Origin of the sequence: Paraburkholderia sp. J10-1, assembly GCF_905220165.1 — a bacterium.
Taxonomy (GTDB): domain Bacteria; phylum Pseudomonadota; class Gammaproteobacteria; order Burkholderiales; family Burkholderiaceae; genus Paraburkholderia.
On record NZ_CAJMYW010000003.1, the window covers coordinates 267,260 to 292,762 of the forward strand.

The following is a 25,503-nucleotide window of genomic DNA, read 5'->3' on the forward strand; positions in this document are numbered from 1 at the left end:
CTAGTGGCTCCAAAGGCCATCGTTATATGTCGACTGCGTCACCTGCACGACGAGCGACGTTGGCGACACGTAGCGATACTGCTCGGGCAACGCCACGCCGGCCGCCTGCACCGAAATCTGAACGTCGCTGGCGTCGTCCTGCAATGCGACAACCCCGGAGCGCAATGCGTCTGCGATCCGCTTGACGTTCAATGCCAGCATCCCTTGCTTCGCCGCCGGCGCGTCACTGCCGTACAGGCTGTACACCACCGAGCGAATCTGAGCCTCAACGTCAGCGGGATCATGGACAATGGACACCGAGGCGGTGATCGATAGCGGCAGAGGCTTATCGATCGCGTTGACGAAGCGCAAGCGGTAGGAATTGTCAGCGGCGGCCACCACCCGTGCAATCTCCCGCTTGAGCCAAGCGGTATCGACGCCATCCATGCGCACCGCGATGAACAACACGTTAATGTTGCTCACCGATGGCCCGCGCACTGCCTCTTCAATCTGCTCGTTCCAGACTGACAGGAAGCGCAACGGGAAGATGTTGCGACGAATCAGAAAATCGAAATTGCCGAGGTACACGGCTGTCGCGTCATAGGTACTCGGGTAGCGGGACCACTCGCGCATCGTCTCGATGTCTACCTGATCCGCGCCCGGGAAGATGACCGAGGCGAGCTTGATGGTCGCGAACTTGTCCGCCGCAGAGTTCACCGATTCAAACGTGAATGTCGAGTTGACGGCCAGCGTTGTCGCCCCGTGTGTCTCCTCGATCGTCAGGTCGATTTGCGATCCGTTTGCCGGCTGTACGCCGAACGTCTTCTCCCACCCGAACTTGATGTTGAGCCGCCGGAACTGATCCGTCTCGAGCGCATAGCCGGGTTCGTCAGGAGCGAGGTTCGCAAATTCGGGCGTATAAGGCTGCATCGCCCCGTCGACGCTCACCAATAGCCCGCTGATCGTGATATCGCTATCCGATGAAACGGGCACCTGTACGGCATAGAACGGCGTCGAGTTCTGGACGAAGTGGCTCCAGGTGCGCGTGGTCATCTGCTTAACATTGACCTTGCCTGACGCCCCCGGCGCGATGGTCACTTCGGACTCCGCCACATACACCAGGCCCTGCTGGTCGAGCAAGCGGCGTCCGACTACCACGCTCAGCGTTGCGCCGGACGCCGCATCGTTCGTGATCGCCAGCGTCAGGCGCGGCGGGCGCGCGAACGGAAGGATGCCTTTTACGGAGGCGTCTGCGAGGACCGTCGTATCCCGAACGCGATTGAACACCTCCATGCTTTCCAGATCGACCTGCTGCGAAATCATCGTCAGCATAGTCGCCATCGCCCCAAGGTTCATCAAGAGCCGCGGATCGCCAGCCTGGTAATACTGGGCCGCGAGCGGATACTTCGACGCCTCTGCCGACAGCGCCGCTACGAAATCGTCGCGCGAGTAAGCCATTTAAGTCCCGCCCCCCACCTCTATCGGCTTACCCGATACATCGATATAGAAACGCCTCTTGTCGGGTCCCTCGTCAATCATGTACATGTTCAGGGCCGCTCGCGGCAACGCGCCGGCGAGCGGCACGTCTGCGCGAAGTTTACTGAGCACGACATCCGCCCCGCCCGCGCGTAGTGGGTTCTGCAGCAGATCAGGGAGCACGTTCCCGTAGTCGCTGCCCAGATAGCCGTTCACCGGCGTTGCGAGCCAGTGAGAGACCATCGCCTGAAAGTCCAATGCGGTGACGTTGTTCATCTCGCGATCGTATTGCGGCATCGCCCGGCGCCCCAGTGGCGCTTTTCCAAAACGAACCGGCTTCTTGACACAGAACATAGACACATCTATTGTTCAATTCAAATACGAATAGTAGTATTTCTATACGCATCGGCGAATGAAACTTTACTGAGGTCTCCTGGGGATTTTCCCGCCGATCAGACCCCTATAAATGGAAAACGAAGACGTGAAAACCTGGCTGGTTGTACTTGTCCTTGTTTTTGTAGTCGGATCGGTGCTCATTTGGGCCTTTGTGGCCTACGGCACCGGTTCGGATAGCGGTTCGCCGAGTACCCCACTCGTATCAACGTGCAGCCGTCGCGCTACGCGCCGACGCGGAGTCCGCAGGCTTCTCGACTACAGCGACGATCATCCCGGGCCGAGCTTCATCTTCGGCTTGATCGTGCTCTTCGTAATTGTGGTGGTGTGGGCCTCTTCGTAAGCACAGGCCCAATTCATTCCGGAGGTGCCACATGCGCGTACCTGCTACTCGAGCGAAACGACTTGGCCTGACCACGCTCACGCAGCGGGAGCTTGCACGCGTCGAGTGGCATCGCCGGAAGATGGCCGCCTCGGCTAGTACGCTCAGCGCGCCGGCCGTCGAAGCGGTCGCGCTGGCGGGCCGGGTTCGCGAGGAAGAGCTGGCGCGACAGCGCGCGGACACCATCGATCTTAAGCGCCGTGCAAGCGGCGACTTTGACGACGACGAATAAACATGATGAACGACGACGTTTGCAATCTCACCATTCGCCAGCGCCTGGACGCGATCCTGCGCACTGAGCATTCCCTGTCGCCCGCAGTCAGGGCATATCTCCATGGTGTTCAGCGCATTGCAGATGCGCACGCCTGCCCGCTTCTCGATGAGGAAGTTGTGTTCATCAACGCGCTCCACAAACGAATGACGTAATTAGCATCACTGGCTGACGGGCTCTCTACGAGTCCGCCGTTTCATAATTCTGTAGGAATCCGAATAATATGGAAATGGACACAAACAAGGCAGAACAGTTGTCCCTCGACGGCGTCGCCACTGACGCCCCGCACGCCGGCGAACCACTGCACATGATCGCGCGCTTCAATGCCATGGCGGTCAAGATTGTGGCGCCCTTCGTCGCTCACGATGATGTCCGGTTTTATCTCAACGGCATCAATGTTCGCCCTCTGGACGACGGCAGCGTCATGATCGTTGCTACCGACGGTCACCGGTATGTTGTGGTTCACGACCCGGCAGGCTACGCGGAGCGCGAACTGATCGTCGCAACGCGCAAGGACGGCCTGAAAGCAGCCGGCCCCAAGAGCACGTTTGACGTGATGTCGAACGGTGCCGCGTTCATCAATGATGAGCACGGCGCGCCGCAGTTCGTCCAACCGGGGAATTCGTTGATTGAGGGCGAATTCCCGAGGATTGAGAGCGTCGCATCGACGCTTGGCTACAAAGAGGGCATCTCCGGCGCAGTGAACCCCTCGTTTCTCGTGGATGCGCTCGCGATCGCAAAGCACTTCGGCTCTATACGATTCTTTACTCGCGATCAGGACAGCGCACTGCTGTTCGTCGTGGGAGGCCTGGGCGCGTCCGAGCTCGAAGTCTTCGGTGGGATCATGAAAATCCGCGACTCGTTCGAGCAGTTGCCCGCGTGGTTCCCGAAGCCCACGCCGTTCAACCTGGCCCCTTCGCCTTCGAAGCCATTGCGCAACACAGCCGATAGTGCTCCGGCCGCCGGCGAACGAGACCCGCTCTTTGACGAAGCGCTTGAGATCGTGAGGGAGACCGGCAAGGCGTCCATATCGGCGATCCAGCGTCGCCTACGGATCGGCTATAACCGCGCGGCCAAGATCATCGAGCAGCTCGAGGACGCCGGTCCGTCGACCCCGAGTGATGACGGAGGTCCAAATGGCTGAGCCCAACTACGCGGTCGTTCAGCGTCTGCGCATGATCGATTTTCTCGTCGCACAGTACGGCGCGGTGAACCGGCGCGCCATCGTCGACTTCTTCGGCGTGTCAGAACCGACAGCAAGCCACGACTTCGCCAGCTACATGGAGATGGCGCCGGGCAACATCGTCTATGACAAGAGCGCTAGAACGTATGTTCGTGGCGCGACTTTTGAGCGGGTATGGACATGAGCGAGAACAGCAAGATTGAGTGGACTGACCACACGTTCAACGCCTGGGAAGGATGCCAGAAGGTCGGGCCCGGTTGCGATCACTGCTATGCCGAGACGCGCAACGCGCGCTTCGCAGGGGGTATCGCGATCAATTGGGGACCGGGCGCGCCGCGGCGGCGCACGTCGGCCGCCAACTGGCGCAAGCCACTGCAATGGAACAGGAACGCGGGTGTTTTCTATGCTCAGCATCGACGACGCCAGCGCGTCTTCTGCTCTAGCCTAGCCGACGTGTTCGACAACGCCGTCGATCCGCAGTGGCGAGCTGATCTCTTCCGCTTGATTGCGCAGACGCCAAACCTGGACTGGCAGCTTCTGACAAAACGGATAGGCAACGTGCGCGGCATGCTCGTCGACACCGGCATGCCCTGTGATATGCCGCCGAACGTCTGGCTTGGCGCAACGATCGTCAACCAAGAAGAAGCGAACCGCGATATCGAAAAGCTGCTAATGACGCCAGCGCGCCGCCGATTCCTCTCAATGGAGCCGCTACTCGGACCTGTGGACCTCCAACCGTGGTTCGATCCCACCGGGATGTGCTGCGGTCAAGAGATGCAGTCCTGCGAGGATTGTCCGGCCAGCGCACAGTGGATTCACGGCCCGACCACTGAATACGCCGACGAGGGCAGCAGCTACAAATCGCCTGGGATCGATTGGGTGATAGTCGGCGGCGAAAGTGGCCCCCACGCACGCCCGATGCACCCGCAATGGGCTCGCGACATCCGCGATCAATGCACAGAAGCGGGTGTGCCCTATTTATTCAAGCAATGGGGCGAGTGGGTTCCTCGTAGCGCTTGCTATCACCGGTTCGGCGATGGCTCATCGTGCTCCGATATAGACCCGAACTGCAAGCGCTGGCCGTATGTCGTGCGGCTAACCGAATCCGGCCACGACGGGTCGCGCCTCGAGCATGTGGACGGAGGCTGCGACACGTATATGCAAAAGGTCGGCAAGGTATTCGCCGGGCGCCTGCTCGACGGGCGCACGCATGACGAATTTCCTGGGGAACGGTAATGTCAGAAGTCAGGAAAGCCATCGTTGATCGCAGTCCGAGCGCGTACCTCTGCGTCGCCCAGTGCGTCCTGAAGTTCGTCGAATTTTGCACCCTCTTCGATCTGGTACATGACGAAATTCTTGTACACAGGCCTGCCGTCCAGCCTCGTAATTACAGCGCGAGCATAAAAACGGCCGTTGGGATCGGCGGCTCCCGGAACGTACTCGCGATCGGCATTTATCACGATCAGGTGCGGCGGCACCGTGATCTCCTTATGCCTATCGGACATGGTGCCCTCCAATACGAAACAAATGGAGCCCTAGTATGACAGAACGCCCGATACTATTCAGCGCCTCTATGGTTCGCGCGATCATCGAAGGTCGCAAGACGCAGACTCGGCGCGTGACCAGGGGAACGGCCTTGGATTGGCTGCAGCCGGGCATGTTCACTCCGGAATATGTAGCGTCGCCCGGTAGCCTTCTGAGCCCATACGGCTTCGCTCGCGATCGACTCTGGCTTCGCGAGACATTCTTTGCCTTCGGACGCTGGGAGACGCGCCACAACGCCAAGAAGGGCCGCGACGAGTGGCACTTCGTCGACATGACTCACGAATGCGACCGGGCGTATCAATACGCGGCCGACAACTCAGACGTGCCGGTCACGAGTAGCCGGCACGGCGGCGCGACGCCCTCTTGGTGGAAGCGTCCCGCGATCCACATGCCTCGCCGCGCTTCACGCCTTACGCTCGAAATCACCGGCGTGCACGTCGCGCGCCTGCAGGACATCAGCGAGGCTGACGCAATCGCCGAAGGCGTCGAACGCGACGGCGAAGGCTGGCGCTCGTACACCGGCGGCTCGTCCGTGGAGTTCGCCACTACTTCCTATGCATCGCTGTGGGACAGCCTGAACGCCACGCGCGGCTTCGGCTGGGACGTCAATCCTTGGGTATGGGTCGTGACCTTCACCCGAGCATCAGATCAACAATGAGGACAACCATGACCTATCCTGACCTGTCGAATGCAGTCGAGAGCGCCTTCGCCAATATCGTCGCCTCCGGCGCGATAGAAAAGGCTATAGAGGCGCAGCTCGAAAAGACCGTCACCGCCGTCATCAACAACAATCTGGAACGCTACGGCGACTTCGGCAAGAAGCTCGCTGAAAAGGTAGGCGCCGCCATGGACATCGACGTCGAACGGATGGACCTCCCGAGCTACGCGCACTTCATCGAGAAGATCATCGCGCGTACCGTCGACGCTCAGTTGACGGGCGACGTGGCCAGGAAGATCGAAGCGCACATGGCCGCGTTGCTGGCGGACGCACCAACCGAGATAACACTCGATCGACTTGTTGAAGACTTCAAGCAACACGTGAAAGATCGTGCCTACGGCGGCGACATTGACCACGAAATCACGCTGCACGTCGAAGAGGCCAGTTACGGCTACTGGTACGTCGCAATGGATAAGGACCACAGCGTGGAGAAGTACCGCTGCGCCTTCCGTATGGGCGTGAATGAGCAGGGTGAAATCTACAGCCTGAGCATCGGCAAAGAGGACGTCAATAAGGAACTCTTCATTCACCCGGCCCGGGGCTTTGAGCGCGACCTCTACCGCATGTTTGTGAGCGGAACGATAGTGAGGATCGAACCGGGCACGAGCCACCACGACTTCAACCTCTCGATGCACGACGACTAAGCGAGGTATCGAAATGAACAGCAAACAGATGCGATACACGCGGCTCCTCGTCGCTCGAGCCGACTCGAATCGCTCGCCGGTATTCTGGGGAGAAACCATCGTCATGCCGCCGGCGCATCAACGCTCGGCCTGGCGGGATCGGCTGGGCGCTCGAGCACACGAGGCGAACTGCCGAAACATGACGACGCGCAAGCTTTCTATTTTTGCGATCGGCTTGCGGGCGTTTATCGAGCACGCCGTACCGTTCGATCACCTCGAAGTTGTGCTCGATGCCGCGAATCGCCGTGTTCTCACGTGCCATCGCGAACAGATCGCGGCCACCAAGAACCCTTAATCGGATAGGAGACAATGCGATGAACATCGATGCTCCGAAGACCACGTTATCTGTAAATTTCGCAGTCCTAGGAAAAGAGTTTGCTGTTGACCTGAAGTGCGACGAAAGCTCGTTAGAGAAGTTCGTTGAAGCACTGATGAAGGGCAGAAGCCCTCGCGAGACTGTCGACGCACCTACGGATGCCGGAGCAACGCTGATGCTCGTTGCGACAGATGACGAAGGCCGAGCTCGTATCACCTACTGTCACAACGAGGGCGAACTCGAAATCGCCGTCGGCCGACACCTGTACATCAACGGCGCACAGACTGACGATCAAAGATCGACCGCGCACGCCCACGCGACGATCCTTCTCGAAGACGGTGAGGCGACCTTCGAAGGCGATCCGAACATGTTTCTGTACCGACTCGCCAGACCCGCCCCTCTCGCGACAACGCCGCATGGCTGGAAGCTCGTCCCTGTCCATGCGACCGGCTATATGAAAGACGCCGGACACGGTTCGCTTCCCGCTGGCTGCGGCGGCCCATGGACCGCGAACGCGGTCTATCAAGCGATGATCGACAATGCGCCCACGCCCCCCCTCGCTTTTAACGCACCAGCCACAGAGGTGGAGCCCGACATCGAAGGTTGCGACGAACTGAGACATGCGGTGCAAATGATCGGCGTCGTTGGCCATATCGACGGACACCCCGTCATTCGGCGCAGTTCGGTCCTTGACATCATCAATCAGCACAAGCTTCGTCGCGCAAGCGCTGACGGCCAAGAGAGGGCGTAATGGATATGAAACAAGCACTGGACCTGCTGATGGGCGGCCTCGAAAATTGCATCGACAACGCGCGTCTCCGCAACGACGCCTACGACGTCGGCTATATGTCGGCAATGAAAAAGACAGTCAATGAAGCCCTCGCTGCTCTCCCTTCCGGCGCAGCGCAAGCGCCGCTGACCGCCGAGCAACTCGCGAAATACTGGCGGGTCGTCGAAGATCTTGACGGCAAGTGCCAGAGCGTTAGCTCCGACGAGTGTGCGAATGCTTTGGCTACGTGCCTGCGAGCGCTCGCAGTTCCCGTCGCCCCTCCTGCGGCAGCGCCGGTGCTGATGGCACCGGAAGGCGAAGACCCGATGCGTTACGGCGACAGAAAGCTGGAAGACTCGGTTAAGCGACTGCGGGCTGCGTATTGTGTGCAGCAGCCATTGCCCATTCCGGACCAAATGGCGCTGGTCTGGCGCTTCGACATTGGGCGCCTGTACCACGACTGGATTCGCCTGAATGCGTGGCAAAAGGAAGTCGTCAGTAAGCGAGATGACTCAGCACCGCAAGCCAAATGGTCCAATGGTCCACCGACCAAACAAGGCATCTACTGGCACTGGACCGGCGATCTCGATGCCAAGCCGATCCCCCTATCGGTGCTCTGGTCGGGTCATTCGGGGAAGTGCTTTGTGTCGATCGGTCAGTACGGCATCACCCAGGCCATCGACTGCGATGAGTACAGCGGCTATTGGCAACCGGCCGTTGAGCCTGCCATGGACGAAGAAATCGGCTACCACGGGAGCGACGCATGAACACCAACAACATCTCAGGTGCGCAGACCGAAGACCTCACAGAGCGCGCCACGATTGCCGCCGCAGCGTGGGCCGATGCGAATACGCCTGTCGCAACGGCACTCGCCTTTCGCGATGGCTATATCGTCGGCATGAAAGCCGCCGTCGCGGGGCAGCCGGTCGAGTTCGAGACGCGCGATGCAGTAGCGCGCGACGTTGACCCGGCGGGATGGCAGTTCCGCGATCTCTACGAGGGCGAATGGACGAAATGGCGTCATTGCGGCGCTTTGATGCGCGAACGGTACAGGGATCAGCCCGACATTCAGTTCCGTCCGCTGTATCTGCGCGCGTCAGCACCGCACGCTGGCGCGCCGGCCTGGCTGAACCACGATACGCAGGCGGCGCATGACGTGCTGGCCGAGCGCCGCCGCCAAGTCACGGAGGAAGGCTGGACGCCCCAGCACGACGATCAGCACGCCGATGGCGACCTTGCCGCCGCTTCGGCCTGCTATGCCCTCCATGCGGGCGGCTGGCAGCCCGCCACGATCGCGGAGTACTGGCCGTGGGCGCCGTCGTGGTGGAAGCCGACCACGAAGCGCCGTGACCTCGTCAAGAGCGTCGCCCTCGGCATCGCCGAAATTGAGCGACTTGACCGCGCCCAGCCAGTCGCTGGAGGCTCCAATGTCCAAAGTTGACCCGTGCCCCTTCTGCGGCGCCGGCCTCACACCGGCCGACGCGCCCGGTTACCTGGAGCACCCGCCGGCCGTCTGCATCCTGGGCGGCTTCGAGGTGCCGCTCGATGAGCTCGCGAAATGGAACCGGCGCGACGTGGCCGATCCGCACGGCGTTACCGTGCTGCTCGGCTCGAAGATGTACGTCGACAACTCCATGCACTACCGGAACGGGACATCAGTGCTGACGATCAAGCGCTTGCCGCGCCAACTTGCATCGGAAGCACGTCAGGGTTGAAAACGATCTACTCGCGGGGCCGCCCCACTTACGGCGGCCTCTCGCCAATCGAATAAGGGGTCAGAAAGATGGAAACGACTACGACGATCCAGAAGCTCCACCGTATCAACGCTGCGGCGAAGCTGCTCGGCGTGTCCCGCGAGACGATCTACCGCTTCGCGCGCGCCGGAAAACTTGTTCGTGTGCAAATCGGCGACAATTCGAGCGGAATCACTGACGAGAGCATCCGAAACCTGATGACTTCCGGGGTGGTAGCCAGCCAGGTAGCTAGAGCCGAAAACACCCCCGATGGAGACGCACAAGTGACTGAAAATAAAAGAAATTCACTGAATTCCTGATATAACCGCGCAATATATACGCCTTCCAGAAAACTTGCAGGTATTCCGACGTTCGCGCCACATTAACTTTTCGTTTTGTAAGCCAAAGCGCCAGATCGGCCCGGCCAGGTTGGCTCGCGCAGCGCCGCAAGCGAGATCTCCCGAACACGCGTAGAGTGCAACCCTTTCGCGCCAGCCCGGGCGTTGTGCGCCTGCCGCATCCGGCCCCGCGCACGCACTTTCGCCAACCATGCAATGAAACGCTTTACGTTTGCCGCCCTTTTTCTCGCTGCGCTGACGCTTCTCGCCGGCACCGCCCGCGCCGCTGTCATCGATGATTCACTGACCTGCAGCGAGTCCGCCCACGACTTCATCTCGGGACTGATCACGCAAAACCTGATCGATCCGAAACCCATGAAGGTCGAAAGCAATTCGATCAACGCGTTCTGGCCCGCGCACGGCCAGCACATGACCGCCTACGGTTTCAGTGTGTTCGCCGTGGTGGGTTTCCAGAAAGACGACCCGCTCTTCAAGACCGGCAACGGCAAGCCCATCGCCCCTTCCGCCTACGGGGCCGTCGTGGTTGGCACCCAGGCCAAGGTGCAGGCGGCGCTCGCAGCGGCAGGCAATACCGCCATCGTCCACCATGCGGGGCCGCTATTGACCGCGATCTTCTGCCAGCAGGACTGAGCGGGCAGCCTCCGATAGTTACTCGATACGCCCGAAGCCGCCTTCAGCCCAGGCCTCGGCGCGCGCCTTCGTCAGCTTGAAATTCGGCGCGACGCGCGCCTGCGCGAGTTGCTCGCCGAACGCGTCGATCGCGCTGACGAGCGCATAAGGCTCGTACTCGTCGGGAACGATATCGAGCGTCACGTCCACATCGCCATCAGCGGTCTGCACGCTCACGCGCTTGTGCAGCAGCGCGCGCAATTGCTGCTCGTGCCTGCGCAATACCTCGGAAGCGGTCTTCACAAGTGTGTTGAATGCCGACGTGTCGAGCGGCTTGGGATTCTTCTTGTCACGGCCCATGGTCCAGGGCCCGACGAGCGCAGGCTCCGGCTCGCCGTCCTTGATCATTTCGACGGCCCAGCCATCGTCGTCCTCATTCTTGATCACGCGCGCGGTCCAGCCGTCCTTGCGCCACAGGCGCGCTTCCTGGATCACCTCGGCCTCGGCGGCGGTGTCGTCGGCGGGGAAATCGGGTTCGGCTGCGGGAGAGGAATCGGTCATGGCGGGGCTTTCATCGGGTTCTGCGCGGGACTTGCCCGTCGCGGGGCAAGGGCAGGATTCTACCCGCATCGCGCCGCGCGTCGAACGCCAAGTCTTCCCCGTGCAAAGTTCCGATTATCCCGCCACCGAAGCAGAATATCTGCCGCGATTTTAATCATTCCGCTTTCCGCAACGCACCATTCCGTTGCGCGCATTAATTGAAAATGATTTTCCGCAGGCAAAAAAAACGCGGCCCGAGAGCCGCGCAAAACAGATGAAAAAAGACCACCCTTGGTCGAGGGCTGAAGAAATTGTAGCGCCGCGCGATGCATGTGTTCAGCCCAGGATCTGGAACAGTACCTTTCACCAAACGACGAGAATCACGCTTGAAAAAGAAGTGCATTCGCGCTAAGCCCGCTCCTGCGCGGCTTTGCCGCATCGTCGCAAATGCGCAACGGATTATTCCCGAGGATCATTTTGCCGCACCGAATAACCGTTTTGTAAATCTCTTTAAATGCAACGACTTACGACGATTAATGCCATTCGAGAAATGAGGTGAATGCATTGTTGCGTCAATCCATGCAAATACTCCGATTACCAGACCTACACTTCGTTGCGAATCAACCGGGCACGAAATCGATTTTCAGAATATTCGGCCTTTGATTTCCCAGGTTCTGACCGGAGAAAAACATGAAAAAAGCACTCATTCTTGCAGGCGTCCTCAGCGCCTTCGCCATCAGCGCCCATGCGCAAAGCAGCGTCACCCTTTACGGCTCCCTCGACGCCGGCATCGTCTACGCGAATAACGCAGGCGGCCACAGCCTTTGGGCTCAGGGCAGCGGCGCTCTCTCCAACAACTACTTCGGCTTTCGCGGCGCCGAAGATCTGGGCGGCGGCCTGAAGGCGATCTTCACTCTGGAAAGCGGCTTCAATCTCAATAACGGCGGCTACAAGAACGGCGACAACGGTTTCAACCGCCAGGCCTACGTCGGCCTGAAGAGCGACCAGTTCGGCACGCTCACGCTCGGCCGGCAATACGACGCGATGGTCGATTACCTCTCGCCGCTCTCGGAAGCCGGCGCGGGCTTCGGCAACAACCTCGCGGGCCACCCGTTCGACAACGACAACCTCGCGCAGAGCGATTCGATCAAGAACTCGGTCAAGTACGCCAGCGCCAATTACGCGGGCTTCCAGTTCGGCGGCCTGTACGGCTTCAGCAACGACGCAAACGGCTTTGCGAATGGCCGCGCATGGAGCGTCGGCGCGTCGTACGGCAACGGCCCGCTGAACTTCGCAGCCGCCTACTCGCAGCAAAACAACTCGGGCGGCCTGGGCGCGGCGAACAGCGCGGCTTCTGCTGACCAGAACATCTCGGCACGGCTGCAGCGCTCGTTCGGCGCGGGCGTGAACTACGCCTACGGCCCGGCACAGGTTGGCTTCGTGTGGACGCACTCGCAAATCGACGGCATGCAGAGTCTCTCGAGTGGCGGCAGCGCGCCGCTGCCGGGCCTCTCCGGCCTGAACCTGCACGTCGACAACTATGAGATCAACGGCGCTTACCATCTGACGCCCGCACTCGCGTTCGTCGGCTCCTACACGTTCACCGACGGCACGGTCACGGGCAACGGCAACAACAACAGCCCGAAGTGGCACACCGTCGTGCTTGGCACCGACTACTCGTTGAGCAAGCGCACGGACGTCTATCTCGCCGGCGTCTACCAGCACGCTTCGGGCTCGCTCGGCTACAACGCCGACGGCTCGGGCATCGGGAACGTGGCTGCGATCAATACGCTCTCGCCTTCCTCGACGAACAACCAGGTGGCCGCAACGGTCGGTTTGCGCCACCGCTTCTGATCGCCGGGATTCGGTCAAACGCGGCGCGACCCGCCGCGCTGCCCTTCCTTCGCGAAACGCACATGCGCCACAAGCGCATGTGTTTTTTTCTTGCTTGTTGTTGCATCTTTTTACGTCTGCGTGGACCTTGATTCAGATCAGGGTGCGTATACTCATTGGCATAATCCGCTGCTTCGATCCTGTCATGCCGCTTATGAAAACGCTCACGCTACGACTTCTTGCCGCTACCCCGCTCGCATTCATCGCCGCTTGCGGTTCGACGCCGCCGTCCGGCACGGCCTCCAACGGCGAACCAATGATCTATGCTTCGTCGGCGCGTTCGGCGTCGTCGATCGCGAGTTGCCTCGAAGGCCGCTTGCCGCACGTTCACGCTTCGCGAGACGGCACGACAACCGAGCTGAGCGTGGGCTCGCGCTCGGATGCATCGTACTTCGTCACGCTCACGCCGAACGGCCACGGCTCGGTCATTCGCGTAACGCATGGCGCTTCCGCGTCGAATGATCCGCCTGAAGAAGAACTGCGCTTCGACGTAGCGCGCTGCACGACCTGACGCGCAAGTAGCAGGCGCGGGCACCGCCCGCGCCGCACGACGTACCGCGTGTCGCCTGCATGTCATCCGCGTTTCACCCCTGTCATAACGGCGACACATCTGCGAAGATTGCGCCCCCTTCGACTTCGCAATACACCGCTTCATGGCATCAGGCACCGCACATCACGCCACGGGTTGGGCCGCCGGCGTCATCGCCGCCGCAATCGTCACGCATCAGGGCGCCGATAGCGCCTGGCATCTTTACGCTGCGCTCGCATTCGCGGCCGGTGTCGCGGGCGGTTCGGCTCCCGACTGGCTGGAAGTCGCCTGGTGGCGCAAGAAGCGACGCCTCTGGATCACGCATCGCACGCTCACGCACTGGGGCATTGGCTGGATTGCATTGCTAGTATGGTCGTATCACAAGCTCGGGCACATGCCGCTCGCAGCGCCCGCGTTCGGCTTCGCTTGCGGCGGCATGATCCACCTGTTCGCTGACTGGCCCAATCCGCTCGGTGTGCCGTGGATCTATCAGCGGCACTCGTTGAACTGGTGGCGCAGCGGAAGTTGCGACCTGATCGTCGTCGCCGCATCGTGGATTGCCGCGTGGTTTTTCGCTGTGCACGGCGTGCCGCACGACTGGTCGCTCGCGCCGTTGCGCCGGCTCGTTTAATTGATCAGGTTTCCCAGGTAATCGCCGCGAACGCACAATCGCATTCGCGATTGAGTCACGCCGATGTGCTATTCGGCACCAGGTTTATTAACGAGTGAATACCGGCGGAAATGAAAAACGGCGTCCCGTTTAAAGGACGCCGCCCCCTAAATCGCTTCACGCGGTATTCAGGCGTTCTCTTCGCACTCCGCGCGGCCCATGCGGTAGCCGACGATCAGCCCGGCGTCATACGCCGACTCCAGCGCGCGGCCAATGTCCTCCACGCTCACGAGGTGGACGTCGGCCGTCGGCTTCCCGGTCAGCTCGAAACTTTCGATCCCAAGCGTTCTTCGCGAGATGGCTAGCAACAATTCGAGTCGTTCGTCATGCATTTTGCTCTCTCCACTTGATCTACATCATCTGATTACAATGATAAATATCAATTTCCGTGTGAGCCGCGGCGCATGGACGCATTTTGAAGTGCCACTCTAATATCAAACTCAATAAATCTTTAAAATTTGTCAAATTAGCGGCGGATTAAGTTTTAAAAATCTTTAAATCGAGTTGTTTTAATTCACAATTAATTAGGGCATTAATGGGCGACGGGCTAGCGTCTGCCGCCCACCGGCGCCGAGGCTCCGGCCGGACCGTGCGATGCAGACATGGCTTTCACGCGGGCAAGCGTTTGATATGATCGGTAACACATTGCGCGGCCCAACCAGGGCTTTTCGTCAGTTTCCGAACGCAGCCCATGGACTCCACGCTCACCCCATCCGCCAGCACGGCGACCACCGACCTCGGCCGCCGCGTGCGTGCCGCTCGGGTCGCCCAGGACCTTACACTCGATTCCGCCAGCCGCCTGTGCGGCGTCTCACGCTCGACCTTGTCGAAGGTCGAAAACGGGCTGATGTCGCCCACCTTCGACGTGCTGCAAAAAATCGTCGGCGGGCTCAGGATCGACCTGGCCGAGCTGTTCGGTACCCCGCCCAAGCTCAATGCCGGCGGCCGCCGCGCGCTCACGCGCAACGGCGCCGGCCAGCGCCACGCCTATCGCGGCTATCAAATGGAATTGCTCGCCACCGATCTCGCACACAAGGCGATGCTGCCGTTTCGCATCCGCATCACCGCGCATTCGCTCGACGCATTCGACGACTGGGGCCGCCACGAAGGCGAAGAGTTTCTGTATGTGATCAGCGGCAGCGTGTGCCTGTATTCGGAGCTTTACGCACCCACCTACCTCGAGACCGGCGACAGCCTCTACTTCGACAGCCGCACCGGCCACGCAGCCATTTCGACGAGCGCGGAAGACGCTGAAGTGCTGTGGATGGCCACGAGCGCGCGCCTGCCCGGTGTCGCGCCGGAAGCATCGGCTACGTCGAAGCCGCGCGCCAAGGCGAAGCTCTCTACCGGCTGAATCTGGCGCGGTTTCGCGTCTGCAGGAACAGGAAGCCTCAACGTTTCGCGCCGGGTGAATCCTTGTCAGCGGAAGCGTTCGCGGCACGCGCACGCCGCTTGCGCGGCGCGGCGGAGCCATCCGGCCGCGCTTCACGCTCGCGCGCCGCGCGCCGCACGGCCTCGATCAGCGCGCGACCGGCAGGCGTAGGCTGGGTATCGGTCCGCTGAATCACACCTACCGGCTCTTCGCCGCCAGCCGCAGGCAACGGCAGTTGCACCAGCGTGCCGCGCCGCAGGTCGTATTCGACGGCGCCGGCGGGCACGAACCACACCGCGTCGTTCTGGAGCGCAAGCGCGCGCCCCACCGAAACCGAAAGCAACTCGACGAACGCGGACAGCGGCGGCGCGCCCCACGCCGCGAGCAGGCTATCCGCCGCCTGGCGGATCAACGTGCCGAACGGCGGCATCACGAGCGGAAACGATGCGAGTTGCGCCGGCAGGCCCGCCCCCTGCGCAAGCGGGTGCCCCGCGCGCACCACTACGGCGAGCGGCTCGTTATACAACTGCTCGAAGCTCAGGCCCACCATCCGTTCGGGGTCGGCAAGCCGCCCCACCGCAAAGCTGATCGCCCCGGTCTTCAACCGCTCGAGCAACTCGGTGTTGGCTCCCGTCACGAGCCGCACGCTCACGCGCGGCCATTCCTCGCCGAAATGTCGCAACGCGCCGGGCAGCAGCGCCGTCGCCACCGTCGGCAGCACGCCGATATCGAGCGTCGCGGTCACCGCACCCTCGTCGCGCGCAAGCAGAGCCACGCCCTGGCGCAGCGCGCTCACGCAGGCGCTCGCGTGCGGCATGAAAAGCTGCCCCTCGCGCGTGGGCACGGCGCCGTGGCGGCCGCGCTCGAACAGCTTCACACCCAGCACCAGCTCCAGCTCGGCGATCGTCTTCGACACGGCAGGCTGCGTGACCGAAAGACTCTCGGCGGCCTGCTGCACGCTGCCCATCTGGGCCACGGCAAGGAAACACTGTAGATGGCGGAATTTGACGCGTCCGTCCGCGAGCCGGTTTTGCATAACGGTTCGTTATACGAGATGCGAAAAAACATCATTTTGCATAACTTTTCGCTTTGGATAAAGTGCATGCATCGGCTCGCCGCGCCAACCGCTTCCGGCGGCGAGTCCTTCCCCCAATAATCCACTCCAGGAGACACCCCATGGACGAGTCCATCCTGTCGCCGCGCGACTTCGACTCGCATCCCGCGTATGTTTATCCGCCGTATCGTTCGTCGGTCAAACGCGGCCCCACGCTCCCGCTCATTCCCCTGAAGGAAAAGCTGCGCAACCAGCATGCGCCCGTGTACGGCACCGACGACCTCGGCGCGCTCGATCACGATCTCACGCGCAACGCCGCGAAAAACGGTGCGCCGCTCGGCGAGCGCATCATCGTGACGGGCCGCGTGCTCGACGAAGGCGGCAAGCCGGTGCGCAACACGCTCGTGGAAATCTGGCAGGCCAACGCTGCCGGCCGCTATGTGCACAAGCAGGACCAGCACGACGCGCCGCTCGACCCCAACTTCCTCGGCGCAGGCCGTGCGATCACCGATAACGACGGCCGCTATCGCTTCCTGACGATCAAGCCGGGCGCGTATCCCTGGGGCAATCATCCGAACGCGTGGCGACCGAATCACATCCACTTCTCGCTGTTCGGCGACTACTTCGGCTCGCGTCTTGTTACGCAGATGTATTTCCCCGGCGACCCGCTGCTCGCGTTCGACCCGATCTATCAGGGCACGCCCGAGGACGCACGCGAACGCATGATTTCGCGCTTCTCGCTCGACACCACCGAAGAAGGCTTCGCACTCGGCTACGAATTCGACATCGTGCTGCGCGGCCCGAACCAAACCCCTACGGAGCGTTGAACCATGGCACTCAAGGAAACGCCCTCGCAAACCGTCGGCCCGTACTTCGCCTACGGCCTGTGTCCGCAGCAATACGATTTCGATCTGAAGAGCCTCTTCACCGCCGACGTCGTCGGGCCTGAAACGCCGGGCGAGCACATCACGCTGATGGGCCGCGTGATCGACGGCGACGGCAACGCCGTGTTCGACGCGATGCTCGAGTTTTCGCAGGTCGACGCAAACGGCCGCTATCCGGCTTCGCGCGAGGAAATCGCGAAAGACGGCTTCCGCGGTTTTGCGCGCGTGGGCACCGGCACGGATGCGCACCGCCGCTTCGTCGTGCACACCGTGAAACCGGGCGTCGAGAACGCCGGCGAAGCGCCGCATCTGAATGTGATCGTGATGATGCGCGGGATGCTCACGCACACCTTCACGCGCATCTACTTCGAAGACGAAGCCGCCGCCAACGCCACGGACCCAGTGCTCTCAGCCGTACCGGCGGCGCGCCGCGACACGCTCATCGCGCGCCGCAGCGAGCAGGCCGGCAGCATCGTCTACACGTTCGACATCCGCATGCAGGGCGAACAGGAAACGGTGTTCTTCGATCTGTAATGCATCGACGGATAGACGCGCCGAATCGCGCGGACTTTCACGGGGCTTTCACGAACTGGCCCTATGATCGTGCCGCTGCGATCTGATCGCGGAACTCCGAGCTGTACCTTGCGAAGCCTGCCATGCGCAGGCTTCTTTTTTTGCAGCGCGTGTGCGGTCTGCGGCGCGCTCAGCCGAGTGGCCGCACGCCAATCAGCACGCCGTGTAGCCAGAAGGCGAACACGGCCCAGGCCACGAGCCCGACCACGACGACGATAACATCGCGCGACGCCTGCCCGTCGGGATAGACGACACCGGCCTCGCGATCGCGGCGATTCTCTCCTCTAAGCTCGAACAGCGCCCAGACGAGGAAAACCGCGAAGAGAATGATGGCGTTGAGCGTGCCGTTGGCGAGCAGATGCGCGAACGCCCAAAGTGCAACACCGCTCACGAAGGGCTGGCCGAGCGCGCGCTTGAAGTGATTGCCCGGCACATAGGCCGCGACGATCATGATGAAGGCAATGGCGGTGAGAAGCGCCGCAACGTGGGCCATCCAGAACGGCGGCAGCCAGATCGGCACGGGGTAGCGGCGTGACAGCCCGTAGCCATACACGATCAGCACGAAACCCAGAATGGAGAGCAGCGCGAACGCGCCTCGCCAGGCACGCGGACCGAAATGCTCGATCTGCGCGGCGCGCCAGGGCGCCGCCATGATGCGGATCGAATGGACGCCAATGAAAATCACGAGGCCCAGCACGAGTATCGCCATGACAACCTCCCTGCCGCAGCAAGAACGGAATGGGCGAGATTGTCGCGCAGGTTGATCGCGTGGCCAACCCGAGTTTTCAAAAAAACTGACTAATTACGCGCGTGCAAATGCCAACAAAAACAATGCCTAAACCGGCGCTGCACATTAGCGGGCGCAATTAATCCCCGGCTCGCACCGAAAGGCAATTTAAAACTATGCTGAATAATACTGGGCGCCGCGCCAATGCGCGGGCTTTGCGGCATGCGCCGCGTACGGTCTGGCGGTCGAACGGCAACACCGGCGCGCATTCACGCACCGTCACGGCTAGCAGCGAAAATGCTCGATATCCTGTCCCGCGTGCTTATAACGCAACAGCCAGGCCGGCATATCGCCCTCGCCATTCCATGTATTCCCGTATGCGTCGCGGTACTTGGGTAGTTTTTCGCTTTCGGCAATAGACGCTTCAAGCTCTTCGAACGTAATGCCGTACTCTTCCATGCGGCGTCGAATCCACACGATGAGCCGTTCGCGCGCCTCTCCATCGAGGTCGAACATCGATTAATTCCTCTCGCTTCATCTGGGGCAAGGCACCGATTCAACAATCGGCAAAGAATCGTCTTCCCTGAAAAGACAAAGGCTTCGCGAACAGACTGCGAAGCCTTGCTGCACTGATGAGTTGGTCTGGGTGTGGAGCCCGCGACCGGTTCGGAGGGGATCTGCAGTCCGCTGCTCCGCTCTCAGGTGACGCCGCTACAGGTGAGCGAACGTTTGCTGCAAGCGGAACCCATGATACCTTGCGCTCGCGGCACAGATCAAGCGGTTTCAAGGCGGAGCGGGCCTCTGCGGCCCGCTCCGTTTTCCTATCGCGAACCCGCTGTATCCCTTGCGCGCCGCTCTGGTGCAGGTTTCCTTTCGGCACCGTTCGCGTCGCCCTGGCCACGTGCCAGCACGGGCGCGAGCGCCGCGCCGGTATGGCTCGAGCGCACCTTCGCGAGCGCTTCGGGATCGGCAGCGGCGACGATGGTGCCGCCGCCCACACCGCCTTCCGGGCCGAGGTCGATGATCCAGTCGGCCTCGGCGATCACGTCGAGGTCGTGCTCGATCACGACGACGCTATGCCCCGCGTCCGCGAGCCGGTGCAGCACGCTGATGAGGCGCGCCACGTCGGCCATATGCAGGCCCACGGTGGGCTCGTCGAGCACGTAGAGCGTGTGCGGCGCCTTCTGCCCGCGACGCGTGATGTCGTCGCGCACCTTGGAAAGCTCGGTCACGAGCTTGATGCGCTGCGCCTCGCCGCCCGAGAGCGTGGGCGAAGGCTGGCCGAGCGTGAGGTAGCCCAGACCCACGTCCTTCATCAGTTGCAGCGGGTGCGAAATACTCGTGATCGAGCCGAAGAACTCCACGGCCTCGTCGATTTCCATCGTCAGCACTTCGCCGATGTTCCGGCCGCGCCACGTCACAGCCAGCGTTTCCGGATTGAAGCGCTGGCCGTGGCACACGTCGCACGGCACCTTCACGTCGGGCAGGAAGCTCATGCCGATGGTGCGCACGCCCTGGCCTTCGCACGCGGGGCAGCGTCCGTCGCCGGTATTGAAGGAGAAACGCGACGCGCTATAGCCGCGGGCACGCGCCTCGAGCGTATCGGCGAACAGGCGGCGAATCGCGTCCCACACGCCGATATAGGTCGCGGGACACGAGCGCGGCGTTTTTCCGATCGGCGTCTGGTCCACTTCGAGCACGCGGTCGATGCTTTCCCATCCGCTAATCGAATCGCAGCCCTGCCACGCATGCGCAACCTCGAGCTTCGGCTTGGCGCTCGTGCGCGCGAGCACGCTCGAACGGCGCTCCGCCGCGCTCGGCGCCTTCTCCTTCACCGCTTTGCGCGCGCGGCGCTCGGCGGGCGAGGACAGCACCGAGCGCCCCACGGCGTCGAGCAGATTGGAAAGCAGCACGTCGCGCGCGAGCGTGGACTTGCCCGAACCGCTCACGCCTGTAATCGCCACGAGGCGGCCCAGCGGAATTTGCGCGGTCACGTTGCGCAGGTTGTGCAACTTGCCGCCGTGGACGGTGAGCCATTGTCCCGGCACCGCTTCACGCCCGGCGCGCGCAGGGCGCACTTCGCGGCGCGGTTGCAGCGGATGCTGGATCGGCTGTGCAAGATAGCGCCCGGTGAGCGAATCGGCCTGCGCCGCGAGATCGGCGACACTGCCTTGCGCCACCACGCGGCCGCCGCGCTTGCCCGCGCTCGGGCCGATGTCGATGATGTGGTCGGCACGCCGGATCGTGTCCTCGTCGTGCTCGACCACGACGAGCGTGTTGCCCTTCTCGCCGAGGCTGCGCAACGCGTCCAGCAAGATCTTGTTGTCGCGCGGATGCAGGCCGATGGTCGGCTCGTCGAGCACGTAGCACACGCCCTGCAAATTGCTGCCCAGCTGCGCCGCGAGACGAATGCGCTGCGCCTCGCCACCCGAAAGGCTCGGCGCGGCGCGATCGAGGCTCAGATAGCCGAGCCCCACTTCCTCCAGGAACTCCAGACGGCTGCGGATTTCGCTCACCACGTCACGGGCGATTTGCGCATCGCGGCCGTTAAGCTTCAGCGTATCGATCCAGCGGCGCGTGTCCGCCACGGTCCACTGCGCGACGTCGACGATAGGATGCGCGTCGAACGTCACAGCGCGCGCCACGGGATTCAGGCGCGTGCCGCCGCAATCGTGGCACGGCTCGTCGACCACGCCTTCGGGCTCCTGCTCCTCCGAAGGCAAGGTTTGCTCGCGGCCACGGCCGTCTTCGGCCACGATCGTATCGTCGTAGGCGGCGCGCTGCTCGCGCGTGAGCGCGAGGCCCGTGCCCACACAGGTCGTGCACCAGCCGTGCTTGCTGTTGTACGAGAACATGCGCGGATCGAGTTCGGGATAGCTCGTGCCGCACACCGGGCACGCGCGACGCGTGGACAGCACCTTCACCTCGCCGATGCCCGCCGTCGAACCACCATTGCCAATCACATGATCGAGACCGTCGAGCGGCGCGAGCAAATGCACGATGCCCTTGCCCGCTTCTAGCGTCGTGCCGAGCATGGCGCGCAATTGCGCCTCGTTTTCAGGCTCGATTACGAGATCGCCCACGGGCAGCTCGATCGTGTGTTCGCGGAAGCGGTCGAGCTTGGGCCACGGCGCGACCGGCACGAATTCGCCGTCCACGCGCAGATGCGTGTTGCCGCGCGCCTTCGCCCACTTCGCGAGATCGGTGTAGACGCCCTTGCGATTGACGACGAGCGGCGCGAGCAAGCCGACATGCTGGCCGCGATGTTCGCGCAGCAGTTGTGCGACGATCGCATCGACGCTTTGCGACGTCACGGGCGTGCCGTCATGCACGCAGTGCTGCACGCCGAGCTTCACATAGAGCAGCCGCAGGAAGTGCCACACCTCGGAGGTCGTGGCGACGGTACTCTTGCGACCGCCGCGCGAGAGGCGCTGCTCGATCGCGACGGTCGGCGGAATGCCGTACACGGCATCGACTTCGGGACGGCCCGCCGGCTGCACGATCGAACGCGCGTAGGCATTGAGCGATTCGAGGTAGCGCCGCTGGCCTTCGTGAAAGAGGATATCGAACGCGAGCGTGGACTTGCCCGAGCCCGACACGCCCGTAATGACGTTGAAGCGGCCATGCGGAATATCGACGTCGAGCGCCTTGAGGTTGTGCTCGCGCGCATTCACGATGCGCACCACATCCTCGCCCTGCACTTCACGGCGCGCCTGCGCGGCGCGCAACGCGGTTTGCAGCGCCACACCCTCTTCTTCGGCGAGCAGTTCGGCGCCGCTGCCGAGCGCCGCTTCGTAGCGTTCGAGCGCCGCGCCCGTATGCGAGCGCGGGCACGCGATCACATCCGCGGGCGTACCGACGCGCACCACTTCGCCGCCCGCGTCGCCGCCTTCGGGGCCGAGATCGATCAGCCAGTCGGCGGCGCGGATCACGTCGAGGTTATGCTCGATCACGAGCAGCGAATGACCGCCTGCGAGCAGCTTGCCGAAGGCGCGCATCAGCTTGGCGATGTCGTCGAAATGCAGGCCCGTGGTCGGCTCGTCGAACATGAAGAGCCGGCCGCCTGCGTCCTTGCCGCGCGACTGCGCGGTTTCCGCGAGATAGCCCGCGAGCTTGAGACGCTGCGCTTCGCCGCCCGACAGCGTCGGCACCGGCTGGCCGAGCTTCACGTATTCAAGGCCCACGTCCACGATAGGCTGGAGCACGCGCAATACTTCGGCATCCTCAGCGAAGCATTGCACCGCTTCGCTCACCGTAAGGTCGAGTACGTCCGCCACCGAAAGCGAGCGGCCCGCGCGCTCGATCTTCACTTCGAGCACTTCCGGGCGATAACGGCTGCCGTCGCAATCGGGGCAACGCAGATACACGTCGCTCAGGAACTGCATTTCGATGTGCTCGAAGCCCGAGCCGCCGCAAGTCGGGCAACGGCCTTCGCCCGAGTTGAAGCTGAACATGCCCGCCGTATAACCGCGCTGCTTCGCGAGCGTCGCCTTGGCGAACAGCTTGCGGATCTCGTCGAACGCGCCCACGTAGCTGGCCGGATTCGAGCGCGCCGTTTTGCCGATCGGCGACTGGTCGACGAACACGGCGTCACTGATCTGCTCCGCGCCGCCCAGCTTGCGGAACGTGCCCGGCGCTTCCGTCGCCTTGCCCAGATGCCGCGCGAGCGCGGGATATAGCACGTCCTGCACGAGCGTCGATTTGCCCGAACCCGAGACACCCGTCACGCAAACGAGCCGCTGCAGCGGGATCTGCACGGTCACGTCGCGCAGGTTGTGCTCGCTCGCGCCTTCGAGCAGAAGATGCGGCGTGGACGCGTCGACCGGGCGGCGCTCCCAGTGCGAAGCGTCGGCAACGGCGCGGTGGCCGCCCAGATACTCGCCCGTCAAGGTGCCCGAGGAGCGGATATCGTTCGGCGTACCGTCGTAGACGATCGTGCCGCCGCGCTCGCCGGGACCGGGGCCCATGTCGATAAGGCGGTCGGCCGCGAGCATCACGGACGGATCGTGCTCGACCACCACGAGCGTGTTGCCGGCGTCGCGCAGACGCTGCATCGCCTCGACAATGCGGTTGAGGTCGCGCGGATGCAGGCCGATGCTCGGCTCGTCGAGCACGAACAGCGTTTTTGTGAGCGACGTGCCGAGCGCCGTGGTCAGATTGATACGCTGGACTTCGCCGCCCGACAGCGTGCGGCTCTGGCGGTCGAGCGTGAGATAGCCCAGGCCCACGTCGCAGAGATACTTCAGACGCGTGCGCACTTCCTCTAGCAGCAGCTTGAGCGCGTCGTCGAGCAATGCTGAGGAAAGCGAAAGATTGTCGAAGAAGCGGCGAATGCGCTCGATCGGCAGCAGCATCACGTCGTGCACGGTGAGGCCCGGCAGCGCCTCGAGCTGCGCGCGCGTCCAGTCCACGCCGTGCGGCAGGAAGCGCCCCGATGGCGCCAGGACTTCGTCGGCGTTCTGCTGCGTGCCGAGACGCCACTGCAAGGCCTCGGTTTTCAGGCGCGCGCCGCCGCAGGTTTCGCACGGCGTGTAGCTGCGGTACTTCGACAGCAGCACGCGAATGTGCATCTTGTAGGCCTTCGACTCCAGATACTGGAAGAAGCGTTTCACGCCGTACCACTGCGTTTGCCAGCTTCCCTTCCAGTCCGGCGCGCCGTTGATGACCCAGTCGCGCTGCGCCTGCGTCAGCTCGGACCATGCGGTATCGCGCGGAATGCCCGCCTTTGCGGCATAGCGCATCAGGTCGTCCTGGCATTCCTTCCACGCCGGCGTTTGCAGCGGCTTGATCGCGCCGCCGCGCAGCGTCTTGCGCTCGTCGGGGATCACGAGGCCCCAGTCCACGCCAATCACGCGGCCGAAGCCGCGGCACGCGTCACAGGCGCCGTAGGCCGAGTTGAACGAGAACAGCGCGGGCTGCGGATCGGCGTAGCGCAAATCGCTGTCCGGGCAATGCAGGCCGGTCGAGAAGCGCCAGATCTGCGGCTCGGCCGCCGTTTCGGCGTCGCCGCTTTCCAGCACGTAGATGTTGACGCGCCCGCTGCCGCGCTTGAGCGAGGCTTCGATCGCCTCGATCGCGCGGCTCTTCTCCACGTTCTGCATGCGGAAACGGTCGGCGACCACATCGAGCAGCTTGCGCGTGCCTTCGGCGGTCTTCACCTCGCGCTGCGCCTGCACGCGCGTATAGCCGCTCGCGGAAAGCCACTGCGCGACTTCCTCCTCGGTGGTCGTGTCGGGCAACTCGACCGGGAATGTGACGACGAGACGCGGGTCGCCCGCGGCCGTGCGCGCCATCAGTTCGGCGTAGATCGTCTCAGGCGTGTCGTGCCGCACGGGCTGCGCCGTGACGCGGTCGAACAGATTCGCGGCGCGCGCGTAGAGCAGCTTCAGGTGGTCGTTCAGCTCGGTCATCGTCCCGACCGTGGAGCGCGAACTCCGCACCGGGTTGGTCTGGTCGATGGCGATGGCGGGCGGCACGCCGTCCACGCGGTCGACCTGCGGCCGGTCCATGCGGTCGAGGAACTGGCGCGCATAGGCGCTGAACGTTTCAACGTAGCGGCGCTGGCCTTCCGCGTAAAGCGTGTCGAATACGAGGCTCGACTTGCCCGAGCCCGATGGCCCGGTGACGACCGTCATTTCACCGGTGTGCAGGTCAAGGTCGAGGTTCTTGAGGTTGTGCTGGCGGGCACCACGGATTCGGATAGATCGGTTTTCGCTCACTTGCGCTGGCATTCCGGCTGGGATCACACGCGTGGGGCCGGGCGGCGCGCGAATTGGGGCAAATGCCGGCGCGGCCCGGAAACTTGCAGCGCGGCGCGCGCGGAAAATCGGCGCGCGGCCCTGGCT

The 25,503-nt window shown here is 62.7% G+C and carries 29 protein-coding genes; 20 read left to right on the plus strand and 9 right to left on the minus strand.

Annotated elements, in window-relative coordinates; translation table 11 throughout:
- Positions 1 to 1,437: a hypothetical protein gene (locus U5A65_RS13840; protein WP_321946595.1), complete on the minus strand. Its 1,437-nt coding sequence runs from the start codon at positions 1,435 to 1,437 to the stop codon at positions 1 to 3.
- Positions 1,438 to 1,731: a hypothetical protein gene (locus U5A65_RS13845; protein WP_321946596.1), complete on the minus strand. Its 294-nt coding sequence runs from the start codon at positions 1,729 to 1,731 to the stop codon at positions 1,438 to 1,440.
- A gap of 491 nt (positions 1,732 to 2,222) precedes the next feature.
- Between U5A65_RS13845 and U5A65_RS13850 the strand changes: the two genes are divergently transcribed.
- The 5 genes from U5A65_RS13850 (at position 2,223) to U5A65_RS13870 (ending at position 4,920) form a co-directional block, all read left to right on the plus strand.
- A complete protein-coding gene (locus U5A65_RS13850; protein ID WP_321946597.1) occupies positions 2,223 to 2,462 on the plus strand; it encodes a hypothetical protein in 240 nt (79 codons plus the stop codon).
- A gap of 2 nt (positions 2,463 to 2,464) precedes the next feature.
- Positions 2,465 to 2,656, plus strand: coding sequence for a hypothetical protein (locus U5A65_RS13855; protein WP_321946598.1), 192 nt, complete (start codon positions 2,465 to 2,467; stop codon positions 2,654 to 2,656).
- Positions 2,657 to 2,724: 68 nt separating this feature from the next.
- Positions 2,725 to 3,645, plus strand: a complete 921-nt coding sequence (locus U5A65_RS13860) for a DNA translocase FtsK (RefSeq protein ID WP_321946599.1) — start codon at positions 2,725 to 2,727, stop codon at positions 3,643 to 3,645.
- Positions 3,638 to 3,868, plus strand: a complete 231-nt coding sequence (locus tag U5A65_RS13865) for a hypothetical protein (protein WP_321946600.1) — start codon at positions 3,638 to 3,640, stop codon at positions 3,866 to 3,868. The genes U5A65_RS13860 and U5A65_RS13865 overlap by 8 nt, the downstream gene beginning before the upstream one ends.
- Positions 3,865 to 4,920: a phage Gp37/Gp68 family protein gene (locus U5A65_RS13870; protein WP_321946601.1), complete on the plus strand. Its 1,056-nt coding sequence runs from the start codon at positions 3,865 to 3,867 to the stop codon at positions 4,918 to 4,920. The genes U5A65_RS13865 and U5A65_RS13870 overlap by 4 nt, the downstream gene beginning before the upstream one ends.
- A 2-nt stretch (positions 4,921 to 4,922) precedes the next feature.
- Here U5A65_RS13870 and U5A65_RS13875 read toward each other — a convergent pair whose 3' ends face one another.
- Positions 4,923 to 5,162 (minus strand): hypothetical protein, encoded by a 240-nt coding sequence (locus U5A65_RS13875; protein WP_321946602.1) that lies wholly within the window; start codon positions 5,160 to 5,162, stop codon positions 4,923 to 4,925.
- A gap of 62 nt (positions 5,163 to 5,224) precedes the next feature.
- Between U5A65_RS13875 and U5A65_RS13880 the strand changes: the two genes are divergently transcribed.
- From U5A65_RS13880 to U5A65_RS13920, 9 genes are all read left to right on the plus strand, one after another.
- The gene (locus U5A65_RS13880) at positions 5,225 to 5,887 is read left to right on the plus strand and encodes a hypothetical protein (protein WP_321946603.1); all 663 of its coding nucleotides are present in this window, start codon (positions 5,225 to 5,227) and stop codon (positions 5,885 to 5,887) included.
- An 8-nt stretch (positions 5,888 to 5,895) separates the two neighbouring features.
- The gene (locus tag U5A65_RS13885) at positions 5,896 to 6,591 is read left to right on the plus strand and encodes a hypothetical protein (RefSeq protein ID WP_321946604.1); all 696 of its coding nucleotides are present in this window, start codon (positions 5,896 to 5,898) and stop codon (positions 6,589 to 6,591) included.
- Between the two features lie 13 nt (positions 6,592 to 6,604).
- Complete coding sequence (locus tag U5A65_RS13890) at positions 6,605 to 6,925, plus strand: hypothetical protein (protein ID WP_321946605.1); 321 nt, start codon at positions 6,605 to 6,607, stop codon at positions 6,923 to 6,925.
- A 19-nt stretch (positions 6,926 to 6,944) separates the two neighbouring features.
- Positions 6,945 to 7,697, plus strand: coding sequence for a hypothetical protein (locus U5A65_RS13895; RefSeq protein WP_321946606.1), 753 nt, complete (start codon positions 6,945 to 6,947; stop codon positions 7,695 to 7,697).
- A 5-nt stretch (positions 7,698 to 7,702) separates the two neighbouring features.
- On the plus strand, positions 7,703 to 8,482 hold the full coding sequence (locus U5A65_RS13900) for a hypothetical protein (RefSeq protein WP_321946607.1): 780 nt from the start codon (positions 7,703 to 7,705) through the stop codon (positions 8,480 to 8,482).
- Positions 8,479 to 9,156, plus strand: coding sequence for a hypothetical protein (locus U5A65_RS13905; RefSeq protein WP_321946608.1), 678 nt, complete (start codon positions 8,479 to 8,481; stop codon positions 9,154 to 9,156). Before U5A65_RS13900 ends, U5A65_RS13905 begins: the two co-directional genes overlap by 4 nt.
- Positions 9,143 to 9,430, plus strand: coding sequence for a hypothetical protein (locus U5A65_RS13910; protein WP_321946609.1), 288 nt, complete (start codon positions 9,143 to 9,145; stop codon positions 9,428 to 9,430). The genes U5A65_RS13905 and U5A65_RS13910 overlap by 14 nt, the downstream gene beginning before the upstream one ends.
- Before the next feature lie 68 nt (positions 9,431 to 9,498).
- Positions 9,499 to 9,768 (plus strand): helix-turn-helix domain-containing protein, encoded by a 270-nt coding sequence (locus U5A65_RS13915; RefSeq protein ID WP_321946610.1) that lies wholly within the window; start codon positions 9,499 to 9,501, stop codon positions 9,766 to 9,768.
- A gap of 234 nt (positions 9,769 to 10,002) precedes the next feature.
- Entirely contained in the window at positions 10,003 to 10,437 is a 435-nt protein-coding gene (locus U5A65_RS13920; RefSeq protein WP_321910812.1) for a hypothetical protein, read from the plus strand.
- Between the two features lie 18 nt (positions 10,438 to 10,455).
- Here U5A65_RS13920 and U5A65_RS13925 read toward each other — a convergent pair whose 3' ends face one another.
- Positions 10,456 to 10,977 carry a hypothetical protein gene (locus U5A65_RS13925; protein WP_321910810.1) on the minus strand — a complete coding sequence of 174 codons (522 nt, stop codon included), beginning with the start codon at positions 10,975 to 10,977 and terminating at the stop codon, positions 10,456 to 10,458.
- Between the two features lie 669 nt (positions 10,978 to 11,646).
- Between U5A65_RS13925 and U5A65_RS13930 the strand changes: the two genes are divergently transcribed.
- The 3 genes from U5A65_RS13930 to U5A65_RS13940 all read left to right on the plus strand — a co-directional run bounded on the left by U5A65_RS13930 (position 11,647) and on the right by U5A65_RS13940 (position 14,009).
- Positions 11,647 to 12,810, plus strand: coding sequence for a porin (locus tag U5A65_RS13930; protein WP_321946611.1), 1,164 nt, complete (start codon positions 11,647 to 11,649; stop codon positions 12,808 to 12,810).
- Positions 12,811 to 12,994: 184 nt separating this feature from the next.
- Positions 12,995 to 13,360: a sugar ABC transporter ATPase gene (locus U5A65_RS13935; RefSeq protein WP_321910808.1), complete on the plus strand. Its 366-nt coding sequence runs from the start codon at positions 12,995 to 12,997 to the stop codon at positions 13,358 to 13,360.
- A gap of 142 nt (positions 13,361 to 13,502) precedes the next feature.
- The gene (locus U5A65_RS13940; protein WP_321910807.1) at positions 13,503 to 14,009 is read left to right on the plus strand and encodes a metal-dependent hydrolase; all 507 of its coding nucleotides are present in this window, start codon (positions 13,503 to 13,505) and stop codon (positions 14,007 to 14,009) included.
- 167 nt (positions 14,010 to 14,176) lie between these two features.
- On the opposite strand, the gene U5A65_RS13945 is transcribed toward U5A65_RS13940, so the two are convergent.
- Positions 14,177 to 14,380, minus strand: coding sequence for a DUF6900 domain-containing protein (locus U5A65_RS13945; protein WP_321910806.1), 204 nt, complete (start codon positions 14,378 to 14,380; stop codon positions 14,177 to 14,179).
- Positions 14,381 to 14,739: 359 nt separating this feature from the next.
- Here U5A65_RS13945 and U5A65_RS13950 point away from each other — a divergent pair, with 359 nt between their 5' ends.
- A complete protein-coding gene (locus tag U5A65_RS13950) occupies positions 14,740 to 15,402 on the plus strand; it encodes an XRE family transcriptional regulator (RefSeq protein WP_321910805.1) in 663 nt (220 codons plus the stop codon).
- A 37-nt stretch (positions 15,403 to 15,439) separates the two neighbouring features.
- On the opposite strand, the gene pcaQ is transcribed toward U5A65_RS13950, so the two are convergent.
- Positions 15,440 to 16,456, minus strand: coding sequence for a pca operon transcription factor PcaQ (gene pcaQ / locus U5A65_RS13955; RefSeq protein WP_321910804.1), 1,017 nt, complete (start codon positions 16,454 to 16,456; stop codon positions 15,440 to 15,442).
- 140 nt (positions 16,457 to 16,596) lie between these two features.
- Here pcaQ and pcaH point away from each other — a divergent pair, with 140 nt between their 5' ends.
- On the plus strand, positions 16,597 to 17,301 hold the full coding sequence (gene pcaH / locus U5A65_RS13960) for a protocatechuate 3,4-dioxygenase subunit beta (RefSeq protein ID WP_112177053.1): 705 nt from the start codon (positions 16,597 to 16,599) through the stop codon (positions 17,299 to 17,301).
- A gap of 3 nt (positions 17,302 to 17,304) precedes the next feature.
- Complete coding sequence (gene pcaG / locus U5A65_RS13965) at positions 17,305 to 17,892, plus strand: protocatechuate 3,4-dioxygenase subunit alpha (RefSeq protein ID WP_321935648.1); 588 nt, start codon at positions 17,305 to 17,307, stop codon at positions 17,890 to 17,892.
- 169 nt (positions 17,893 to 18,061) lie between these two features.
- On the opposite strand, the gene U5A65_RS13970 is transcribed toward pcaG, so the two are convergent.
- From U5A65_RS13970 to uvrA, 3 genes are all read right to left on the minus strand, one after another.
- A complete protein-coding gene (locus U5A65_RS13970; RefSeq protein ID WP_321910796.1) occupies positions 18,062 to 18,640 on the minus strand; it encodes an NnrU family protein in 579 nt (192 codons plus the stop codon).
- A gap of 303 nt (positions 18,641 to 18,943) precedes the next feature.
- Positions 18,944 to 19,174, minus strand: a complete 231-nt coding sequence (locus U5A65_RS13975) for an H-NS histone family protein (protein ID WP_069267441.1) — start codon at positions 19,172 to 19,174, stop codon at positions 18,944 to 18,946.
- A gap of 305 nt (positions 19,175 to 19,479) precedes the next feature.
- Positions 19,480 to 25,389, minus strand: coding sequence for an excinuclease ABC subunit UvrA (uvrA, locus tag U5A65_RS13980; RefSeq protein ID WP_415764831.1), 5,910 nt, complete (start codon positions 25,387 to 25,389; stop codon positions 19,480 to 19,482).
- Between the last annotated feature and the right edge of the window lie 114 nt (positions 25,390 to 25,503).

Excerpts from the sequence above, each read along its gene's own strand:
- U5A65_RS13840 (WP_321946595.1), bottom strand. The coding sequence starts at position 1,437 with ATGGCTTACTCGCGCGACGATTTCGTAGCGGCGCTGTCGGCAGAGGCG.
- U5A65_RS13845 (WP_321946596.1), bottom strand. The coding sequence starts at position 1,731 with ATGAACAACGTCACCGCATTGGACTTTCAGGCGATGGTCTCTCACTGG.
- U5A65_RS13850 (WP_321946597.1), top strand. The coding sequence starts at position 2,223 with ATGCGCGTACCTGCTACTCGAGCGAAACGACTTGGCCTGACCACGCTC.
- U5A65_RS13855 (WP_321946598.1), top strand. The coding sequence starts at position 2,465 with ATGATGAACGACGACGTTTGCAATCTCACCATTCGCCAGCGCCTGGAC.
- U5A65_RS13860 (WP_321946599.1), top strand. The coding sequence starts at position 2,725 with ATGGAAATGGACACAAACAAGGCAGAACAGTTGTCCCTCGACGGCGTC.
- U5A65_RS13865 (WP_321946600.1), top strand. The coding sequence starts at position 3,638 with ATGGCTGAGCCCAACTACGCGGTCGTTCAGCGTCTGCGCATGATCGAT.
- U5A65_RS13870 (WP_321946601.1), top strand. The coding sequence starts at position 3,865 with ATGAGCGAGAACAGCAAGATTGAGTGGACTGACCACACGTTCAACGCC.
- U5A65_RS13880 (WP_321946603.1), top strand. The coding sequence starts at position 5,225 with ATGACAGAACGCCCGATACTATTCAGCGCCTCTATGGTTCGCGCGATC.
- U5A65_RS13885 (WP_321946604.1), top strand. The coding sequence starts at position 5,896 with ATGACCTATCCTGACCTGTCGAATGCAGTCGAGAGCGCCTTCGCCAAT.
- U5A65_RS13890 (WP_321946605.1), top strand. The coding sequence starts at position 6,605 with ATGAACAGCAAACAGATGCGATACACGCGGCTCCTCGTCGCTCGAGCC.
- U5A65_RS13895 (WP_321946606.1), top strand. The coding sequence starts at position 6,945 with ATGAACATCGATGCTCCGAAGACCACGTTATCTGTAAATTTCGCAGTC.
- U5A65_RS13900 (WP_321946607.1), top strand. The coding sequence starts at position 7,703 with ATGAAACAAGCACTGGACCTGCTGATGGGCGGCCTCGAAAATTGCATC.
- U5A65_RS13905 (WP_321946608.1), top strand. The coding sequence starts at position 8,479 with ATGAACACCAACAACATCTCAGGTGCGCAGACCGAAGACCTCACAGAG.
- U5A65_RS13910 (WP_321946609.1), top strand. The coding sequence starts at position 9,143 with ATGTCCAAAGTTGACCCGTGCCCCTTCTGCGGCGCCGGCCTCACACCG.
- U5A65_RS13915 (WP_321946610.1), top strand. The coding sequence starts at position 9,499 with ATGGAAACGACTACGACGATCCAGAAGCTCCACCGTATCAACGCTGCG.
- U5A65_RS13920 (WP_321910812.1), top strand. The coding sequence starts at position 10,003 with ATGAAACGCTTTACGTTTGCCGCCCTTTTTCTCGCTGCGCTGACGCTT.
- U5A65_RS13925 (WP_321910810.1), bottom strand. The coding sequence starts at position 10,977 with ATGACCGATTCCTCTCCCGCAGCCGAACCCGATTTCCCCGCCGACGAC.
- U5A65_RS13930 (WP_321946611.1), top strand. The coding sequence starts at position 11,647 with ATGAAAAAAGCACTCATTCTTGCAGGCGTCCTCAGCGCCTTCGCCATC.
- U5A65_RS13935 (WP_321910808.1), top strand. The coding sequence starts at position 12,995 with ATGCCGCTTATGAAAACGCTCACGCTACGACTTCTTGCCGCTACCCCG.
- U5A65_RS13940 (WP_321910807.1), top strand. The coding sequence starts at position 13,503 with ATGGCATCAGGCACCGCACATCACGCCACGGGTTGGGCCGCCGGCGTC.
- U5A65_RS13945 (WP_321910806.1), bottom strand. The coding sequence starts at position 14,380 with ATGCATGACGAACGACTCGAATTGTTGCTAGCCATCTCGCGAAGAACG.
- U5A65_RS13950 (WP_321910805.1), top strand. The coding sequence starts at position 14,740 with ATGGACTCCACGCTCACCCCATCCGCCAGCACGGCGACCACCGACCTC.
- pcaQ (WP_321910804.1), bottom strand. The coding sequence starts at position 16,456 with ATGCAAAACCGGCTCGCGGACGGACGCGTCAAATTCCGCCATCTACAG.
- pcaH (WP_112177053.1), top strand. The coding sequence starts at position 16,597 with ATGGACGAGTCCATCCTGTCGCCGCGCGACTTCGACTCGCATCCCGCG.
- pcaG (WP_321935648.1), top strand. The coding sequence starts at position 17,305 with ATGGCACTCAAGGAAACGCCCTCGCAAACCGTCGGCCCGTACTTCGCC.
- U5A65_RS13970 (WP_321910796.1), bottom strand. The coding sequence starts at position 18,640 with ATGGCGATACTCGTGCTGGGCCTCGTGATTTTCATTGGCGTCCATTCG.
- U5A65_RS13975 (WP_069267441.1), bottom strand. The coding sequence starts at position 19,174 with ATGTTCGACCTCGATGGAGAGGCGCGCGAACGGCTCATCGTGTGGATT.
- uvrA (WP_415764831.1), bottom strand. The coding sequence starts at position 25,389 with ATGCCAGCGCAAGTGAGCGAAAACCGATCTATCCGAATCCGTGGTGCC.